The sequence below is a fragment of the Dyadobacter sp. genome (assembly GCF_051859145.1).
Taxonomy (GTDB): Bacteria; Bacteroidota; Bacteroidia; order Cytophagales; family Spirosomataceae; genus Dyadobacter.
This window is the reverse complement of record NZ_JBHYGF010000599.1, coordinates 1-18,403: the sequence shown is the minus strand read 5'-3', so window position 1 is coordinate 18,403 and position 18,403 is coordinate 1. Positions and strand designations below refer to the sequence as shown.

The 18,403-nt window shown below is 46.3% G+C and carries 16 protein-coding genes; 14 read left to right on the top strand and 2 right to left on the bottom strand.

The annotated features are described in order from the left end of the window. Positions 1-2,749: PKD domain-containing protein (locus ACTIE6_RS26530; RefSeq protein WP_439559503.1), on the bottom strand; the 2,749-nt coding region annotated here is incomplete at its 3' end. Between the two features lie 340 nt (positions 2,750-3,089). On the opposite strand from ACTIE6_RS26530, the gene ACTIE6_RS26525 reads away from it, so the two are divergent. Further along, on the top strand, positions 3,090-4,121 hold the full coding sequence (locus ACTIE6_RS26525; RefSeq protein ID WP_439559502.1) for a PorP/SprF family type IX secretion system membrane protein: 1,032 nt from the start codon (positions 3,090-3,092) through the stop codon (positions 4,119-4,121). Positions 4,122-4,220: 99 nt separating this feature from the next. Next, a complete protein-coding gene (locus ACTIE6_RS26520; protein WP_439559501.1) occupies positions 4,221-5,009 on the top strand; it encodes an NIPSNAP family protein in 789 nt (262 codons plus the stop codon). A 72-nt stretch (positions 5,010-5,081) separates the two neighbouring features. Here the strand turns inward: ACTIE6_RS26520 and murQ are convergent, their stop codons facing one another. Further along, the gene (murQ, locus tag ACTIE6_RS26515) at positions 5,082-5,885 is read right to left on the bottom strand and encodes an N-acetylmuramic acid 6-phosphate etherase (protein WP_439559500.1); all 804 of its coding nucleotides are present in this window, start codon (positions 5,883-5,885) and stop codon (positions 5,082-5,084) included. A 320-nt stretch (positions 5,886-6,205) separates the two neighbouring features. On the opposite strand from murQ, the gene ilvD reads away from it, so the two are divergent. From ilvD to ACTIE6_RS26455, 12 genes are all read left to right on the top strand, one after another. Beyond that, on the top strand, positions 6,206-7,888 hold the full coding sequence (ilvD, locus tag ACTIE6_RS26510; protein ID WP_439559499.1) for a dihydroxy-acid dehydratase: 1,683 nt from the start codon (positions 6,206-6,208) through the stop codon (positions 7,886-7,888). Between the two features lie 50 nt (positions 7,889-7,938). Further along, complete coding sequence (ilvB, locus tag ACTIE6_RS26505) at positions 7,939-9,699, top strand: biosynthetic-type acetolactate synthase large subunit (protein WP_439559498.1); 1,761 nt, start codon at positions 7,939-7,941, stop codon at positions 9,697-9,699. 19 nt (positions 9,700-9,718) lie between these two features. Next, on the top strand, positions 9,719-10,252 hold the full coding sequence (ilvN, locus tag ACTIE6_RS26500; protein WP_439559497.1) for an acetolactate synthase small subunit: 534 nt from the start codon (positions 9,719-9,721) through the stop codon (positions 10,250-10,252). Between the two features lie 59 nt (positions 10,253-10,311). After that, entirely contained in the window at positions 10,312-11,358 is a 1,047-nt protein-coding gene (gene ilvC, locus ACTIE6_RS26495) for a ketol-acid reductoisomerase (RefSeq protein ID WP_439559496.1), read from the top strand. 166 nt (positions 11,359-11,524) lie between these two features. Beyond that, entirely contained in the window at positions 11,525-12,781 is a 1,257-nt protein-coding gene (ilvA, locus tag ACTIE6_RS26490; protein ID WP_439559495.1) for a threonine ammonia-lyase, read from the top strand. A gap of 4 nt (positions 12,782-12,785) precedes the next feature. After that, positions 12,786-13,634 carry an AraC family transcriptional regulator gene (locus ACTIE6_RS26485; protein ID WP_439559494.1) on the top strand — a complete coding sequence of 283 codons (849 nt, stop codon included), beginning with the start codon at positions 12,786-12,788 and terminating at the stop codon, positions 13,632-13,634. Positions 13,635-13,693: 59 nt separating this feature from the next. After that, a complete protein-coding gene (locus tag ACTIE6_RS26480) occupies positions 13,694-13,909 on the top strand; it encodes a hypothetical protein (RefSeq protein WP_439559493.1) in 216 nt (71 codons plus the stop codon). Beyond that, positions 13,894-14,184 (top strand): type II toxin-antitoxin system RelE/ParE family toxin, encoded by a 291-nt coding sequence (locus ACTIE6_RS26475; protein ID WP_439559492.1) that lies wholly within the window; start codon positions 13,894-13,896, stop codon positions 14,182-14,184. The genes ACTIE6_RS26480 and ACTIE6_RS26475 overlap by 16 nt, the downstream gene beginning before the upstream one ends. 186 nt (positions 14,185-14,370) lie before the next feature. Then, entirely contained in the window at positions 14,371-15,777 is a 1,407-nt protein-coding gene (gene leuC / locus ACTIE6_RS26470) for a 3-isopropylmalate dehydratase large subunit (RefSeq protein ID WP_439559491.1), read from the top strand. A 47-nt stretch (positions 15,778-15,824) separates the two neighbouring features. Beyond that, on the top strand, positions 15,825-16,196 hold the full coding sequence (locus ACTIE6_RS26465; RefSeq protein ID WP_439559490.1) for a GxxExxY protein: 372 nt from the start codon (positions 15,825-15,827) through the stop codon (positions 16,194-16,196). Between the two features lie 94 nt (positions 16,197-16,290). Beyond that, complete coding sequence (gene leuD / locus ACTIE6_RS26460) at positions 16,291-16,887, top strand: 3-isopropylmalate dehydratase small subunit (RefSeq protein ID WP_439559489.1); 597 nt, start codon at positions 16,291-16,293, stop codon at positions 16,885-16,887. A gap of 74 nt (positions 16,888-16,961) precedes the next feature. Next, positions 16,962-18,403, top strand: a 1,442-nt coding sequence (locus tag ACTIE6_RS26455) for an alpha-isopropylmalate synthase regulatory domain-containing protein (RefSeq protein WP_439559488.1), incomplete at its 3' end; no start/stop codon positions are given.

The following is an 18,403-nucleotide window of genomic DNA, read 5'->3' as shown; positions in this document are numbered from 1 at the left end:
CAGAGCCGCGCTTCACTGTCGGGGCACGTTCGGGGTAATAAAGGCTCTCATAGGAAAGCACGTACGGATAAGCGCCGGGCTGTACTTTCTGGCCTTTGTAAGTACCGTCCCAGCGGTCTTCCAGGTTATTGGTAGCGTAAATTACTTCGCCCCAGCGATTGTAAATCCGGATTGTAAAATTGGTGTAATAAGCCCCGAAAATTTCCAGGATCTCCTTTCTTCCCTCTCCGTCGGGTGTGAATGCATCCGGGATAAAAAACCGCGGCTCGCACCTGTCGATTACCTCAGTGGATTTCTCGGCGACGCAGCCTTCCGGATTCGTAGCGCGCACCACATAGGTACCTTCCACATTCACGGTGATCGTTCGCGTGGTATCTCCTGAGGCGGGCCAGAGATAGGAAAGCTGTCCCTGCCCATTTGCATCCAGGATTACCGACTGACCATCAGGAATGCAAATCGCATTTTCCGGTGCCAGGTTCAGGATCGGCGAAGGCAGTTCGCCTACCTGAATGGTATCTGAATTGTAGCAATCGTTTCTGTCTTTTACAATCACAGTATAAGTTCCGGGCTGGCTGATCGTCACGTCGCGGGTCGTTTCTCCGTTACTCCAGTTAAACTCAATCCATCTGTCACTTACAACACCCAGCACTACCGAGCTGTCGCGGCAAAGCGTGGTATCCGGCCCGATCGAGAATGCAGGTGGTCGGCGCAATGTAATCTGGATCGTATCGGCAGAATAACATTCCCCTTTTGGTCCATTGAATGCGACTGCGATATACTGGCCGGTGGCAGTTGCCCGGTAAGTTCTCTGGCGGGATACCACCCTTCCCCTGTTGATCCACGCATAAACTTCGGCCTCAACGCCCATATCCAGCGGGACAAAGCTGCCGCAGGTATCTTTATCAGCACCCAGATTGATTTGTGGCGGAGTTTCGTAAATCGTTACTTCCTGCACAATGATCGTATCCTTACACTTGTTGGCGGCGCGCATCCGCACCATGTAAGTACCCGGCTGCGTGTAAGTGTAAGTCGCCTGCGTCTCTTTCGAGGGCGATGTAAAACTTCCGTCTCCCAGGAAATCCCATTGATAGGTATCTTCAATCGGGTCACAAATGGGGCTTGCCTGGAAGGTGGTGGGTTCGTTGGTACAAAAACCATCCGCCTCAAAGCCCGGCCCGGAAGATTCCTGCGTAAAATCCTGCACCATATTCGGTAGTCCCAGCTGGCTATTTTTTCCACCCAGATTAACCCCGTCGCGTTCATATTCTACCCCGGTGAGCGAGTTTCCTTCCGGCTCACCAATTACTGCCAGGTACTCGCTACCCTGAATCGCCATGTAAATGCGACCGTCGGGCCCGAATTGCAATGCACCGAATTTTCGGTTTGCCGAGCTGTCAATCGTTATTGCTGTTTCAGTTAGTAAGCTGTCGGGTAATGTGAGATCGTATTGTTTTAGATAAGAACTTGTCCCATTCTCTCCGGTAAAGGAGATGTACATTTTTTCTCCGCTGGGCGAAAATTCGATCCCGTACGCTGTCGGAGGCGCGGCTCCAAGATCAACTGTTTTGTCGTGCGTAAGCGTACCTGTCGAATCATCAAAAAAGAACAGATCTACGTAGTTTTTAGGTGGCCCCGGGATAATTACAGCGAGCCTTCTCTGTCCGGTTGCACTATCAGGCGACGAAAATTTCATGTAACCTTCCGCCTTATGCAGACTGTCGTGCACCATTCCGAGATCAAATGTTCCGCTTTCATTCAAGCCGCCATCAGTTGCGTGAAAAACGCGGAATTTATTGGTACCGTAGTCGTGAGAGATAACCCAGTAAGTGGAATCGCGGTCATTACGTGCAGACACTATACGTTCGGTTGTAGGTGTTTGCAAAGTGGTATTTTGCTCGATGATTGCACCCAAACCATTGTTTCTCCGCATATCCACCACACTTACCGTGAGCAATTTTTCATTGCCGTTGATATCCGATGTTGTAAATACGTTGAAAAGGTACTCGCAACCTTTACAGGTAGGCTGCGGCACAATGAGCACCGATTGCGTCGAGTTCGGACTTCCTTTTAAAGGCGCACAATTCCCCGGACTAAAACACGGCATGACGTCGCCATTCTTATTCCAAATCGTTATACCATCGGAATAAAACAGCAATTGTCCCTTTGAATTCGCAATAGAAGATGTACCCTCGGGTGTATTGACTTTTCCATCCGTAATGGGTGTAGGCGGAGAATTAGAGAAATCAAGCCCCGCATTTCCACCGAAATACCATTTTGCACCCTCCTGCGCAGAAGGTTCCATACAGATTTTCACATTCACCCGATCCTGGATTTTACATCCGTTTGGCAAAATAACCTCCACCGAATAACAACCCGAACTATCGACATTCAGGGTCTGCGTTGTATCACCTTTCGGGTACCAGACGTACCTCGCTCCGGCAGGTGCGCCGTTTGGATAAGGATCGAGAATGAGCGTATCGCCCGGGCAAATGGTAGTATCCGTTTTCCATTCCTGAAAAGCCGGAGACAGCGCACCGATTTGTACCACCTGAGAAACTGTCTGCTGGGTTCCGCCGCGGATTGTGCGCGTTAATGTTACGGTATAAGCGCCCGGCGCCATATACGAATGCTGCGGGTTCCGCCTTGTGTCGGTAGCCGCGCCTTCGCCAAAACTCCAACGCCACGCAACAGCCGTACTTAACGTATCCCTGAATGAAGTAGAATCCGCTTCACAGTCGGGGTTTTGCATACACTGACCTTCCACCAAAAATTGCGCCTGCGCCTTCGCGTACCCTGTTGAGAGCAGCAGAAGGAAGAAAAAAGCACAAAAAATTTGTTGGTACCTATTATAAAATCGCCTCATGTTTCGTTAACTGTTCAAACACCCCTATCCACCACAATTGATATTCAGATTACCCGACAATACTAACGAAAATAAAATGTTAAAATTTTGTGCGGGAAAGTCGTAAAAACCACTCTAATTTGAATATTAATACGCAATTAGAAGATATTCTGTGAAAATAAAATTGGGCAAAGTTTTACGGCCCGTAACCTAGCTGTCACCCGGGTGTCGGCTGCAAGATGAATATATGATCAAGCGTTTACTTTGCCTTTTTATACTGACACTGGTTTGCATTGATGGTTGGAGTCAGGACCCACAATTTTCCCAGTTTTATGCAAACCCATTGTACCTCAACCCCGCACTGGCGGGTGGAGCGCTTGCGCCCCGGGCTACTGTAAACTACCGGAACCAGTGGCCTTCCCTTTCGGCCAATTTCGTTACAACTTCTTTCGGTGCTGACGCATTTTTTTCAAATGTAAACAGCGGAGTGGGTGTATTGGTGACAATGGACAGCCAGGGACTCGGGAATTTGAAATCGACAGAAGCTGCATTACAATACTCTTACCAGATCCAGTTTAATGAAATGACTTCACTGAGGCTGGGCATCCAGGGCGGATTTGCTTCACGTACGCTGGATTATTTCGGACTAACTTTTGGTGACCAATACAATAATGGCGGTTTGACCGGAAATCCTTCCGAAGATCCTTTCGCACAGGGCGGCCCAAATGTGTTTTATGCCGATTTCGGTGCAGGCGCAATGCTTTATTCTGACTGGTACTGGGCAGGAATTTCGGCACACCACTTAAACCGGCCAAATCAGGCATTTTCAGGATTGACTGACGCGCGGCTACCTGTAAAAGCCAGTTTACAGGCCGGATTGCGCATCCCGTTTGCTGGTTACACTTTTTTAGGTGATGAAATCGATAAGGAAAAAACCATTTCTCCTGCGATCATGTACAAAAAGCAGGGGAAATATGATCAGTTTGATGCAGGACTTTATGTGACGCTTGAACCGCTTGTTCTGGGCGCCTGGTACCGCGGGATACCTTTCAAAAAGTACGCACAAAACATTAACAATCACGAGTCGCTGATATTTCTCGCCGGTTTCCGTCAGGATAAATTCTCCATTGGTTATAGCTATGACCTGACAATTTCTACACTTGGCGCTGGCAGCGGCGGTGCGCACGAGATTTCACTCTCCTACGTTTTCCCGCCTCTCGAACCCAAACAAAAGCGTAGCAGAAGCAGCAAAAAACAACTTTCCTGCCCTAAGTTCTAGCACGGTTTTTATATAAGATTGCGCTGCAATTGCGGGTAAAGTTGAAAACTGCCCGCCTTTCAACGTAGTAAATACCGTATATTAACCTTTTACATCATCATGTTTACCATTACCAAAAACGGCCTGCTCTTTGCATTGTGCCTTATTTTGAGCGCAGCGACATTGTTTGCGGCTGCCCCGAAAAGAGAATTTTACGAAATTAAAATCTACCAGGTTAAAGACGCTGATCAGGCTTCGCGGATAGACAGCTACCTGAAAGATGCTTACATTCCTGCCATGCACAGAGCAGGTATCAAGAATGTAGGTGTTTTTAAGCCGGTAGCTTCTGACACATCTGCCGGTAAGCTGATTTACGTATTCACACCATTAAAGTCACTGGAACAGCTTGTTGATCTTCCAAAAGTATTAGGCAAAGATGCCGCTTACCAGACAGCTGGTAAAGATTATATCGATGCAGAATACAAGAACCCGCCTTACGTACGCATTAAATCCACTGTTTTGAGAGCTTTTGAAAACAGTCCGATGATGAAAAAGCCGGACCTTACTTCACCCAAGGCTGATCGCATTTACGAGCTAAGAAGCTACGAAGGCCACACCGAGAAGATCTACTGGAACAAGGTAAAGCAATTCAATGCGGGTAATGAGATCGGTATTTTTGCGAGATTAGGTTTCAATGCAGTTTTCTACGGAGAAGTAGTTGCCGGTGCGACTATGCCGAATTTGATGTACCTGACTACATTCGCAGACAAAGCTTCCCGCGATGCACACTGGAAATCATTCAGCGACGATGCTGAATGGAAAACTGTAAGGTCATTACCTGAGTACCAGAACAATGTTTCTAAAAACGTAACATTGTTCCTTTTCCCGACAGAGTATTCAGATATTTAATATTGTTGTCAAATAAAAGAGGGTGCAACTGGCATATGAGCCGCAGTTGCACCCTCTTTCTTTATATCAAAATCAACCTTTTACCGCATTAATCACCGCGCGCACACTTCCGTGCTCACTGAGCAGCGACTCCGCTTCATCTGCTGAAATATTAAGCTCTTCTATAACCATCCGAACTGCGCGGTCAACGAGCTTTTCATTTGTAAGCTGCATGTCCACCATTTTGTTGCCCTTCACTTTTCCCAGCCGGATCATCACGGCGGTCGAAATCATGTTCAACGCGAGCTTCTGGGCAGTACCTGATTTCATGCGCGTGCTGCCGGTCAGGAACTCAGGGCCAACTACAATCTCGACCGGGAATTCAGCTGCTGCGGCTACCTTTGAACCCGCATTGCAAACCACGCAGCCCGTCAGCAAACCTGCTCTACGCGCCGCATTCAATCCGCCGATTACGTAAGGTGTACGGCCCGATGCCGCGATTCCTATTAGTGTATCGTTTTCAGCTGGTTTGTACCCAGCCAGATCTTTCCAAGCCTGCTCACTATCATCTTCCGCATTCTCAACCGCTTTTCTGATCGCCATGTCACCGCCGGCAATAATACCCACTACAAGGTCAAAAGGAACGCCGAAGGTGGGTGGGCATTCCGACGCATCCACTACTCCCAATCTTCCGCTTGTACCAGCACCTATATAGAAAAGCCTGCCTCCTGCCTGCATGCGTGGGACAATTTGCTCAACCAGCGCTTCTATCTGAGGAATTGCTTTGTTAACAGCAAATGGTACTGTCTGGTCCTCAGCGTTAATCGATGTCAGCAGTTGATTGACACTCATTTTTTCGAGGTCCTGATAATTAGATGAAGATTCGGTAGTTAGCATGATGCTGGGGATTGTTTCATTTCAAAATTAAAAGTTTTCCTATTACAAAGCTTTTGTTCCAACATATTTGGTACTTATTGAAGATTATGAACAAAAAACTGATTCAATGTTTGGAAAATAAAAAGATACCCTTCTAATTTGTGTCACCAAGTCGGAAGTAGCGAAATTTCGCTGGGCTTGTGAATTCCGCTATGAAAGACGCAAAAATCATTCTAAGTCTTCGAATCGTCACGCTTTTTGCGTGAGTGAGGAAAGACTATATAGTTCGGCACCTCACTCACAACAGAGTGAGGTGTTTTTGTTTAATACAATAAATCACCATGTCTGAACTAAACAAATTTTCAAAAACCCTGACGCAGGAAGTAACCAATCCAGCCGCACAGGCAATGCTTTACGGAATTGGTCTGAAAGAAGAAGATTTTGCCAAACCACAAATTGGAATTGCAAGCACCGGCTACGAAGGCAATCCTTGTAATATGCACTTAAACGGACTTTCTGTGTATGTGAAGCAGGGAGTTACCGCGAACGATATGGTGGGATTGATCTTCAATACCATCGGCGTTTCTGACGGTATGACCAATGGAAATGACGGAATGCGTTATTCACTGCCGAGCCGCGATATCATTGCAGATTCCATTGAAACAGTTGTTTCGGCACAGTGGTATGACGGGGTAATTGCGGTAGTAGGTTGTGATAAAAATATGCCCGGCGCAGTAATGGCAATGGCGCGCTTGGATCGCCCTGCAATTATGGTGTATGGTGGAACAATTCGTTCCGGACATTATAAAGGTCAGAAACTCGATATTGTTTCCGCTTTTGAAGCTTTGGGTAAAAAGTTTGCAAACAATATTTCTGACGAGGATTTCAAAGGTGTAATCCAGAATTCGATTCCCGGACAAGGCGCTTGCGGCGGTATGTACACTGCCAATACCATGGCGGCTTCTATTGAAGCAATGGGGCTCAGCCTTCCTTTCAGCAGCTCTTACCCGGCTACGCACGAGGGCAAGCAGGAAGAATGCAAGAAGATCGGCTCGGCGATGAAAAAGCTTCTTGAACTGAATATTACACCGAAAGAAATCATCACTAAAAAGTCGCTTGAAAATGCATTGACAGTGGTTATGGCATTGGGCGGCTCTACCAATGCAGCTTTGCACTTCCTGGCTATCGCAAGATCAGCGGGACTTTGGCTGACGTTGAATGATATTCAGGAAATTTCAGACAGAACTCCATTCATTGCTGACCTCAAACCAAGCGGTAAGTATTACATGGAAGATATCCTGGCGATTGGCGGGGTACCGGCTGTTACTAAATATTTGTATTCCAAAGGTTTGATCCACGGAGATTGCATTACCGTAACCGGAAAAACAGTCGCAGAAAACCTGGCAGAAGCGCCTGATCTTGACTTTGATGCGCAAAAAATGGTTTTCCCGATTGAACAGGCAATTAAGCCAAGCGGGCACATTCAGATTATGTATGGTAACCTCGCACCAACCGGCGCAGTGGCGAAGATCACCGGTAAAGAAGGTATGACCTTTGACGGAGAAGCGAAGGTTTGTGAGCACGAATCCGAGATTATTACCATGCTTGCCAACCATGAAATCAAACCAGGGCACGTGGTGGTAATCCGCAATGCAGGACCCAAAGGCGGACCTGGCATGTCGGAAATGCTGAAACCAACTTCGGCTGTAATGGGCGCAGGGTTGGGTGACAAAATTGCATTGATAACCGACGGCCGTTTTTCAGGCGGTACGCACGGATTTGTAGTTGGTCACATTACACCAGAGGCGTTTGACGGTGGTCCAATCGCATTGGTAAAGGACGGCGACCGCATTACGATCGACGCAAATACGCGTGAACTGACCCTGCACATCTCCGACGAGGAACTGGCTGCCCGCAAAGCAGAATGGGTTCAGCCCGCACCGAAGTTTACCAAAGGAATGCTTGGAAGATATATCAGAACCGTGAAGTCAGCCAGCGAAGGTTGCGTAACCGACGAGGCGTAGCAACTGCTACCTGATCTTGAAAATTCGTCAGACAAATAAATAGAGGAGTCATGGAATTTAATGAAAATCAAACTGAAACAGTCCAGATCGCTGAACCGGCGGTTACTGTTGCCAAACCGGAACTGATCAATGGATCGCACGCGGTAATCAGGTCATTAATCGAAGAGGGTGTTGAAACTATTTTCGGGTACCCCGGCGGCGCGATCATGCCTGTTTATGACGCGATTTATGACTATCAGGAAGAAATTGACCACATTCTCGTACGCCACGAACAGGGTGCTGCGCATGCGGCAGAAGGTTATGCACGCGTGAGCGGCAAAGTCGGAGTTTGCCTTGTAACCTCAGGTCCGGGCGCTACCAACCTGGTGACCGGAATTGCTGACGCAATCATTGACTCAACGCCCCTGGTTTGCGTAGTGGGACAAGTAGCAGCGCATTTGCTTGGTACCGACGCATTTCAGGAAACTGATGTAATCGGCATTACTATTCCTATTACCAAATGGAACTACCAGATCACCCGCGCAGATGAAATCCCGGAGATTATGGCCAAGGCATTTTACATTGCAAAATCAGGCCGCCCGGGACCTGTGTTGATTGACATTACGAAGAATGCGCAGAACGAACTGATGTCAAAAGAATTTTCATATAAAAAATGTGAAACCCTGATCAGCTACCGCCCGCGCATTGCTCCGAAGACAGAGCAGGTTGAAGCAGCTGCGAAATTGATCAATGAGGCTAAAAAGCCATTTCTCTTCGTCGGTCACGGCGTGCGGATTTCACATGCTGAAAACGAGCTGCTGCAATTCATCGAAAAAACAGATATACCTGCCGCCTCAACGCTTCTAGGACTTTCTTCTGTTTCAGTTGATCACCCGAACTATGTAGGATGGCTGGGAATGCATGGTAACTACGGTACCAACGTGCTAACAAACCAATGCGACCTGATCATTGCTGTCGGAATGCGTTTCGACGACAGAGTAACAGGCGATGTAAGCCGCTATGCCAAACAGGCAAAAGTTGTTCATATCGAAATAGATCCGGCCGAAATTGATAAGATTATCAAAGCCGATGCACCTGTTGTAGGCGACGCAAAACTCGCGCTTGAAATGCTGCTCCCGTTAGTGAAGGAGAACGATCACAAAAGCTGGATTGCTGAGTTCAAGAAGTTTGATGCGATTGAAAATGAGAAAATCACGCAGCCGGAGCTCGCCCCTACTACTGAAAAAATCAAAATGGCGGAGGTAATCCGCACACTTTCGGACAAAACGAAGGGAGAAGCTGTGGTACTGGCGGATGTGGGCCAGCACCAGATGATGACTGCGCGGTATTACCAGTTTAAAAAACCGAATTCCTTTATTACTTCTGGCGGTCTGGGCACAATGGGTTATGCATTGCCTGCCGCATTTGGTGCCAAAGTAGGCGCGCCTGATCGCGAGGTAGTTGCATTCATCGGCGATGGCTGTTTTCAAATGACAATCCAGGAGCTGGGTACCATTGCGCAGAGCGGACTTCCGGTTAAGATCATTATCCTGAATAACAACTTCCTCGGCATGGTGCGTCAGTGGCAACAGCTGTTCCACCAGAAAAGATATTCGTTTGTAGAGTTGCAAAACCCTGATTTCATCACGATCGCCAAAGGTTTTGGAATAAACGGACATACCTGCAGCAGCCGCGAAAACCTGAACGATTCGCTCGATACGCTGCTTGCTTCCGACAAGCCTTACTTATTGGAAGTAATTGTTGAAAAGGAAGAAAACGTGTTCCCAATGGTTCCAACCGGCGCTTGCGTGGCGGATATCAGATTAGAGTAAACAGGAAAATATCGCAATTATGACAACATACACCATTTGTGTTTTTACCGAAAATACGATTGGTATTCTGAATAAGATTACCACGATCCTGACACGCAGGCGGATTAATATTGAAAGCTTAACTGTTTCAGAGACAGAACGTAAAGGTATCTCCCGATTTACCATCGTTATTCGGCACGATTCGCGGGAGGCTGTTGAAAAGCTGGTTCGCCAGATCCGGAAAGTAGTGGAAGTACTCGCTGTTTTCGGATATTTGAACGACGATATCGCTTATAATGAAATCGCATTGTTCAAAGTTTCAACTCCGATTGGTGCCAAACCTATTGACATTGAAACCATTAACAAGGTTTACAAAGCCTGGGTTGTATACTGGCACCTTACCTACGTGATTATTCAGAAAACAGGGACTGAGGAAGAGATTTTCGAATTTTTCGATTACATCAAACCACACGAAATCCTGGAATTTGTGAGATCAGGCAGAGTAGCAGTAAGCAAGTCGCCGCAGACTTTGGTTGATTATCTCCCGGAAGCTGAGTGGGAGTATTATCAGTAGCATTACCTCTTTATAATTATCCTTTTTAAATCGTAATAAATCAATTTAACCAATAATCAATGGCAAAATTAAATTTCGGCGGGGTCGAAGAAGAAGTAGTAACCCGTGAAGAATTTCCTCTTGAAAAAGCGCGTGAAGTACTTTCATCTGAAACAATAGCTGTAATCGGTTACGGCGTACAAGGCCCGGGTCAAAGCCTGAATATGCGTGATAACGGTTTCAATGTAATCGTTGGTCAGCGCCAGGGTGGTAAGTCGTGGGACAAAGCTGTTGCTGACGGCTGGGTACCAGGTGAGACACTTTTCGATATCGAAGAAGCACTTTCAAAAGGAACTATCATTTGCTATTTGCTTTCTGACGCCGCTCAGATTGAACTTTGGCCAACCGTTAAAAAGCACCTTACTGCTGGAAAATCACTGTATTTCTCGCACGGTTTCGGTGTTACTTACAAAGATCAGACTGGCATTATCCCTCCTGCTGACGTGGATGTTTACCTTGTTGCTCCAAAAGGATCAGGTACTTCACTTCGCCGCCTGTTTGTAGAAGGAAAAGGCTTGAACTCTTCTTTCGCTGTCTTCCAGGATGCAACCGGCAAAGCGCGTGAGAAATGCATTGCAATGGGAATTGGTGTAGGTTCAGGATATTTGTTCGAAACTGATTTCTACCGTGAAGTAACTTCTGACCTTACTGGCGAGCGTGGTACTTTGATGGGCGCAATCCAGGGAATTTTTGCAGCGCAGTATGAAGTACTTCGTTCAAACGGACATACTCCTTCGGAGGCATTCAACGAAACAGTTGAAGAATTGACCCAATCATTGATGCCATTGGTTGCTGAAAATGGAATGGACTGGATGTATGCCAACTGCTCAACTACTGCACAGCGCGGTGCACTGGACTGGTGGAAACCTTTCCGTGACGCTACCAAGCCTGTTTTCGAGCAACTTTACAACTCTGTAAAATCAGGCGAGCAAGCTAATATCTCGATCACACGTAACTCACAATCTGACTACCGCGTGAAACTCGAAGAAGAACTAGCTGAGCTTCGCGAATCAGAAATGTGGAAAGCCGGCGCAACAGTTCGTAGCCTGCGCCCGGAAAACAACTAATAAACTATTATCAATTTACCGTCGGCTGAAGCCGGCGGCAATTGAAAGCGAAATCAATTACCGTCAGCTTCAGCTGACGGTTTTGACTTAAACCCGTTGGCTTTGGCCTCCGGTTCTGACTAAAAACAAGAGCTTTGCGATTGCAAGGCTTTTTTCTTTACAAGCAATGGAAACGGCACATTCACTCCCAACACTTGACAATATTTTCCTTGCTGCAGAGCGGCTGCGCGGGGTTATTAACCACACACCCATTCTGTACAATGCACATTTGTCGGAGCAGTACAATGCGAATATCTATCTCAAAAGAGAAGATCTGCAAACTGTAAGATCTTACAAAATCCGCGGCGCTTATAACAAAATGGCGAGTCTGAGTGCGGACGAGCTGGCGAATGGAATTGTGTGCGCAAGCGCGGGCAATCACGCGCAGGGAGTCGCATATGCGTGTCGGAAAATGGAGGTGAAAGGCGCGATTTTCATGCCGACTACTACGCCAGCGCAGAAGATCAAGCAGGTAAGATTATTTGGTAAAGAATGGATCGAGATCCACCTGGTAGGTGATACTTATGATGATGCTTATTTCGCGTCGAAGGAATACCAGACTGTGACCAATGCAGTGTTTGTTCACCCGTTTGATGATTTGCAGGTAATTGAAGGTCAGGGAACTGTCGGATTGGAAATTTTTAAAGATGCTGATTTCAAAGTTGATTTCCTGTTAATGGCGATTGGCGGAGGCGGGCTGGCTTCCGGCATTTCCACGGTTTTCAAGCAGCTATCTCCCAAAACGCAGCTCATCGGCGTGGAACCGGAGGGTTCGCCGACGATGAAGAAATCCATTGAAGAAGGTCAGGTAGTGACTTTAGAACATATCGACAAGTTTGTCGACGGCGCAGCTGTACGCAGGGCGGGGGACCTTAATTTTGAGATTTGTCGAAAAAGCCTGAGCAAGATCCTGCTGGTGCCGGAAGGAAAAGTCTGCTCCTCTATTTTGCAGCTTTACAATGAAGAAGCGATCGTAGCCGAGCCAGCTGGCGCATTAACAGTAGCTGCGCTTGACCTGATCAAGGAAGAAATTAAAGGCAAAAACGTGGTTTTGCTTATCAGCGGCGGCAATAATGATATTACGCGTACCGAGGAAATCAAGGAACGCTCGCTGCTTTTTGAAGGCTTGAAGCATTATTTCATTATCCGCTTTCCGCAACGCTCCGGTGCATTCCGTGAGTTCTTGAATGTGTTAGGACCAAATGACGATATCGCGCGTTTTGAATATGTGAAGAAAACCAACCGCGAGCAAGGCCCTGCATTGGTCGGAATCGAGTTAAAAAACCGCGAGGACTTCGCGCCGCTCATCGAGCGAATGGATGCGAACCGGGTTGTTTACGAGTATTTGAACGATCAGCCGGATTTGTTTCAGTTTATGGTTTGAAATTATGCTCCGCGTACCTTCCGATATCAGCTCTTCCGAATTCGAGTCCCTGAAAATTCAGGACATGACATTTGTTGCTTATCGCAACGAGATATATCCGTCCAAATACGATGTTTTCTTTGAAGAGCACGCGGTGATTGTGGTGCTCGAAGGCGAGAAGAAGTTCACCAGTCCAAGCCAGGAAGTACATGTGGAGAAGGGCGACATTCTGTTCGTGCAGCGTGGTTTTTACCTGATGTCGGAATCCATTAATGAATCTTACAAAAGCCTGGTTTTCTTTTTTGATGAAAAGTTGCTGAAAGAATTTGTGGGTTTGCATCCTGAACTTTTTGATGCGCAGGAGCAAAAGACAGTTTTTGAAAATCCGATCCTGCTGCTGAAATCGGATGATAATTTTGAAAAATTCATACAGTCTGTCTTCCCCTACTTCCGCTCGCGGACTGAATTAAAAAACCATTTTCTCAGACTTAAATTTCAGGAATTGTTGCTGCATTTGCTGGAACTGGACAATTCACGCCAGCTTCGGGCGATTTTATATAGTTTATATAAAGGCGAAAAAGTGGACCTGGCTTTCCTGATGAACAGCTACTATCTCAAACCGCTGACATTGGACGAACTCGCTAAACTCTCAGGACGCAGCTTATCCGCATTTAAACGCGACTTTCAGGAAGAATTCAAGACTTCACCTGCACTCTGGCTCAAAAACAAGCGACTGGATTACGCTGATTTTTTGTTGCGAAACAGTATCAAGAATGTGTCAGAAATCAGTACAGAGATCGGCTACGAAAGCGTTTCTCATTTTATAAAAACTTATAAGGAGAAATACGGGGTTACTCCCAAGAGGCAGGGGTGATTTAGGCGGTTCTGATTTGACCGATTTTCTTATATTTGATTAATCGAAAAAAGCACATTATGGAAACGCTGCATATATATCCATCAAAGGCACAGGCCAAGGTAATTATAGCCTTTTTAGAAGCTCAAAATATTCCTTTTGTCAAAGAAGACAGCTTGCCTGCGCATGTACTTGATGGCATAGAGCGAGGATTTGAAGACGTGAAAGCTGGCCGGACAATGACAATGGAAGAATTCCAACACCGCCGGTCATCGAGCAAATGCGCCTGCAAGTAATTTTCACGCACACTGCAGTAGAAACATACGAAGCCATTTTCGATCAGATTAGCTCAAAGTTTGGACATTCTGCTGCACAAAAGTTCGAAGCCAAGGTATTTCGGACTCTTAGGACCCTCTCAGGCAATCCGCTCATTTTCAGGGAAACAGCAGATAATCCCAGAATACGCAAAGGATTCATTCATGAGAACTGTTCATTCTTTTATAATATGACTGAATCGGAGATTTACATTCTCTATTTTTGGGATAACAGGCAAGAACCTCTCCTAGAGTAGCAAATAAAGATTCTCGCTCAAATTACACTCCCAAACCAAAATCATTATTTTTTGAACCTTTACCGTTATCATTATTCTTCTGAATATGTGGTAATTTGTAATATCAATTCTCCCTTATAGAATTGGCTATCAGTAAGTCAGTTCTTTAATGCCAGTGTTGACCAGGCGAAATTTCAATCTATCAAAATGAGTAATCAAGCAACTACATTGTTTGACAAAGTGTGGGACGCACACGTTGTCCGCAAAATCGCAGACGGTCCGGATGTATTTTTCATTGACCGTCACTTTATCCACGAAGTAACCAGCCCGGTTGCTTTCCTCGGATTGGAAACCAGAAATATTGGTGTAATGTATCCAGAACGCACTTTTGCAACTGCGGATCACAATACGCCAACAATCAACCAGCACCTCCCGGTAGCTGATCCGCTTTCTGCAAACCAGCTGAAAGCTTTGGAAACCAACTCAGCGAAATACGGGATTTCACACTGGGGACTGGGTAATGCAAGAAACGGGATTGTACACGTAGTAGGTCCTGAAAACGGGATTACACTTCCAGGGATGACGATCGTTTGCGGCGATTCGCATACTTCAACCCACGGCGCTTTCGGTGCGATTGCATTTGGTATTGGTACTTCCGAAGTGGAAATGGTACTTTCCTCGCAATGCATTATGCAGCCTAAGCCTAAGAAAATGCGTGTGAACGTAAATGGTACTTTGGGCAAGGGCGTTACCCCGAAAGATGTTACTCTTTTTATTATTTCAAAACTTACAACTGCTGGTGCGACAGGCTATTTCGTGGAGTATGCAGGTGATGTATTTGAAAATATGAGCATGGAAGGCCGTATGACCGTTTGCAACATGAGCATCGAAATGGGTGCGCGCGGTGGTATGATCGCTCCTGATCAGACTACTTTTGATTATATAGAAGGTCGCGACCAGGCTCCGAAAGGCGAGAAGTGGGACAAAGCTTTGGCTTACTGGAAAACGCTCAAAACCGATGCAGATGCAGTTTTTGACAAAGAATACACATTCAGCGCATCAGAAATTGAGCCGATGATCACTTACGGTACCAATCCTGGAATGGGACAAGGTATTTCCAAAATGATCCCTACTGCCGATCAGGTGGAAGGTGGCAAGGCTACTTTTGATAAATCATTGAATTACATGGGATTCCATGAAAATGAATCGATGATCGGCAAGCCAATTGACTACGTTTTCATTGGTAGCTGCACAAACGGCCGGATTGAAGATTTCCGTGCATTTGCATCTATTATCAAAGGTCGTAAAAAGGCGGCTAATGTGACTGCGTGGGTTGTTCCCGGCTCACATATCGTGGAAGCGCAGATTAAGGAAGAAGGAATTCTGGATATCCTGACAGAAGCAGGTTTTGAACTACGCCAGCCAGGCTGCTCAGCTTGTCTCGCGATGAATGACGACAAAATCCCGGCGGGTAAATACGCAGTAAGTACCTCTAACAGAAACTTCGAAGGCCGCCAGGGACCGGGAGCGAGAACTTTGCTCGCTAGCCCGCTGGTCGCTGCTGCTGCGGCGGTAATGGGGGTTGTTACGGATCCTCGGGAGCTTTTGCAATAATATAGATTACGGAGACACACTGAGTTTAAAAGGAGGACCACGGAGAAATGGAGTTTGGTGATGTGACAGGGAAGATTATTGGTTGTTGCATTGAGATCCATCGTGAGCTGGGGCCGGGGTTATTGGAATCTGCTTATGAAGAATGCCTTGCTTATGAGCTAAAGAAGGCTGGGTTGTTTTTCGAAAGACAAAAACCTGTGCCTGTTCACTATAAAGAGGTGCACCTGGAATATGGTTATCGAATGGATTTCGTAGTTGAGAATGCAGTTGTAGTTGAGTTAAAGAGCGTCGAGGCATTAAACCCAATCCACGAAGCTCAAATCCTGACTTACATGAAGTTCGCAGAAAAGAAAGTCGGCCTATTAATCAATTTCAACGTCCTGGTTCTAAAAAACGGACTCAAAAGATTCATAAAATAACCCTCCGCGGCTCTCCATTTTTTCTCTTTTAAACTCTGTGTCAAAAAACTGAACTAATAATAGCCAAAAGCCTACGGCATAAAGCATAAAAAACATGGCCTACGATAAATTTACCATACTAAGAAGCTCCGCAGTTCCGCTGCCGATTGAGAACGTCGATACCGACCAGATTATCCCTGCCCGCTTTCTGAAAGCCACAAAACGCGAGGGATTTGGCGATAACCTTTTCCGCGACTGGCGGTACAACGGAGATAATACTCCGAAAGAGGATTTCATCCTGAACAATCCGATCTACTCCGGTAAAATCCTGGTGGGCGGACGCAATTTCGGGAGCGGGTCCAGCCGCGAGCATGCTGCCTGGGCGATCTACGATTACGGTTTCCGTTGTGTAGTTTCCAGCTTTTTTGCCGATATCTTCAAAGGTAACTCGCTTAACATCGGCATTTTGCCTGTTCAGGTAAGCCCTGAGTTTTTGAACAAAATCTTCCTCGCGATTGAAGCTGATCCGAATGCAGAGCTGGAAGTTAATCTGCCCGAGCAGACAATTACGATTGTCTCAACAGGCGAGCAGGAATCTTTTGACATCAATGGCTACAAAAAACATAACCTGATGAATGGGTTCGATGATATCGACTATCTGCAGGCGATGAAGGAAGAGATAAAGGGTTTTGAGCTAGAAAGAATGTATTAATGGGCTATCGGCCATCGGCTTTCGGCTGTCAAACTTTTGGCCGAGAGCCGATTGCCGATTGCCGACAGCCAACTATGAACAGCCGCTATATAGAAATAATGGATACGACGCTCCGCGATGGTGAACAAACCAGCGGAGTGTCGTTTTCTGCGTCAGAAAAGCTGACCATTGCGCAGCTATTGTTGCAGGAAGTAAAAGTCGATCGCATTGAAATTGCCTCTGCCCGGGTTTCGGAAGGAGAATTTCAGGCTGTGAAGCAGATCACTAACTGGGCAAAAGTGAATGGTTTTCTGGACAAAATAGAGGTACTTACTTTTGTTGACGGCGACGCTTCCATTAACTGGATGCTGGAAGCCGGCGCCAAAGTGATGAACCTGTTGACCAAAGGTTCCCTCAACCATTTGACCCACCAGCTCAAAAAGTCGCCGGCTGCACATTTTGAGGATATCAGGACAGTTATTGAACTGGCTGATTCCAAAGGGATTGCATGCAATGTGTACCTGGAAGATTGGAGCAATGGAATGCGGAACTCTCCGGAGTATGTTTTTCAATCGCTGGAATTTCTGGCATCACAGCCTGTCAAACGCATTTTGCTCCCGGACACCTTAGGTATCCTCACGCCTGCTGAATCTTATCTTTTTGTAAAACAAATCGTTGACAAGTACCCAAACCTGCATTTCGAATTTCACGCACACAATGATTATGACCTGAGTGTAGCCAATGTAATGGAAGCATTACGCGCCGGAGCACACGGGTTGCATTTGACTGTCAACGGAATGGGCGAACGCACTGGTAATGCGCCGCTTGCAAGTACAATAGCGGTTTTGAACGATATGATGCCGGAGTATAAAACTTCGGTGAACGAAAAGTCACTTTACACAATCAGCAAGATCGTGGAGACTTTCTCGGGTATCCGCATTCCTTCCAACAAGCCGATTGTGGGTGAAAGTGTATTTACGCAAACAGCCGGCATTCACGCAGATGGAGACAAAAAGAATAATCTGTATTTCAGCAAGTTAATGCCTGAAAGATTTGGCCGCCAGCGGCTTTATGCTTTGGGAAAAACCTCAGGAAAGGCTAATATCGAAAACAACCTGCGCGATCTTGGGATTACACTTTCCGACGCAGATCTTAAAAAGGTAACACAGCGGATTATCGAGCTGGGCGACCGGAAAGAGGCGGTAACGCCCGAAGATTTGCCTTACATTATCTCCGATATTCTCGACAGCAATGCGATCGAGGAAAAAGTTGTCATTGTAAATTATGTTCTGACGCATTCTAAAAATCTGAAACCTTCTGCGACACTTCAGATCAAATTTGGAGATGAAGTTTTTGAGGAAAATGCGCAGGGCGATGGTCAATACGATGCATTTATGAATGCGTTGAAAAAGATTTATGCGCAAAAAGGAATCAGTCTGCCAATGCTGACTGACTATACCGTGCGCATTCCACCCGGCGGTAAAACGGACGCCCTTTGCGAAACAATTATCACCTGGGAAATCAATGGAAAAGAAGT

Excerpts from the sequence above, each read along its gene's own strand:
- ilvN (WP_439559497.1), top strand. The coding sequence starts at position 9,719 with ATGACAACATACACCATTTGTGTTTTTACCGAAAATACGATTGGTATT.
- ilvB (WP_439559498.1), top strand. The coding sequence starts at position 7,939 with ATGGAATTTAATGAAAATCAAACTGAAACAGTCCAGATCGCTGAACCG.
- ACTIE6_RS26520 (WP_439559501.1), top strand. The coding sequence starts at position 4,221 with ATGTTTACCATTACCAAAAACGGCCTGCTCTTTGCATTGTGCCTTATT.
- ilvA (WP_439559495.1), top strand. The coding sequence starts at position 11,525 with ATGGAAACGGCACATTCACTCCCAACACTTGACAATATTTTCCTTGCT.
- leuC (WP_439559491.1), top strand. The coding sequence starts at position 14,371 with ATGAGTAATCAAGCAACTACATTGTTTGACAAAGTGTGGGACGCACAC.
- ACTIE6_RS26485 (WP_439559494.1), top strand. The coding sequence starts at position 12,786 with ATGCTCCGCGTACCTTCCGATATCAGCTCTTCCGAATTCGAGTCCCTG.
- ilvC (WP_439559496.1), top strand. The coding sequence starts at position 10,312 with ATGGCAAAATTAAATTTCGGCGGGGTCGAAGAAGAAGTAGTAACCCGT.
- ACTIE6_RS26475 (WP_439559492.1), top strand. The coding sequence starts at position 13,894 with ATGCGCCTGCAAGTAATTTTCACGCACACTGCAGTAGAAACATACGAA.
- ACTIE6_RS26525 (WP_439559502.1), top strand. The coding sequence starts at position 3,090 with ATGATCAAGCGTTTACTTTGCCTTTTTATACTGACACTGGTTTGCATT.
- ilvD (WP_439559499.1), top strand. The coding sequence starts at position 6,206 with ATGTCTGAACTAAACAAATTTTCAAAAACCCTGACGCAGGAAGTAACC.
- murQ (WP_439559500.1), bottom strand. The coding sequence starts at position 5,885 with ATGCTAACTACCGAATCTTCATCTAATTATCAGGACCTCGAAAAAATG.
- leuD (WP_439559489.1), top strand. The coding sequence starts at position 16,291 with ATGGCCTACGATAAATTTACCATACTAAGAAGCTCCGCAGTTCCGCTG.
- ACTIE6_RS26480 (WP_439559493.1), top strand. The coding sequence starts at position 13,694 with ATGGAAACGCTGCATATATATCCATCAAAGGCACAGGCCAAGGTAATT.
- ACTIE6_RS26465 (WP_439559490.1), top strand. The coding sequence starts at position 15,825 with ATGGAGTTTGGTGATGTGACAGGGAAGATTATTGGTTGTTGCATTGAG.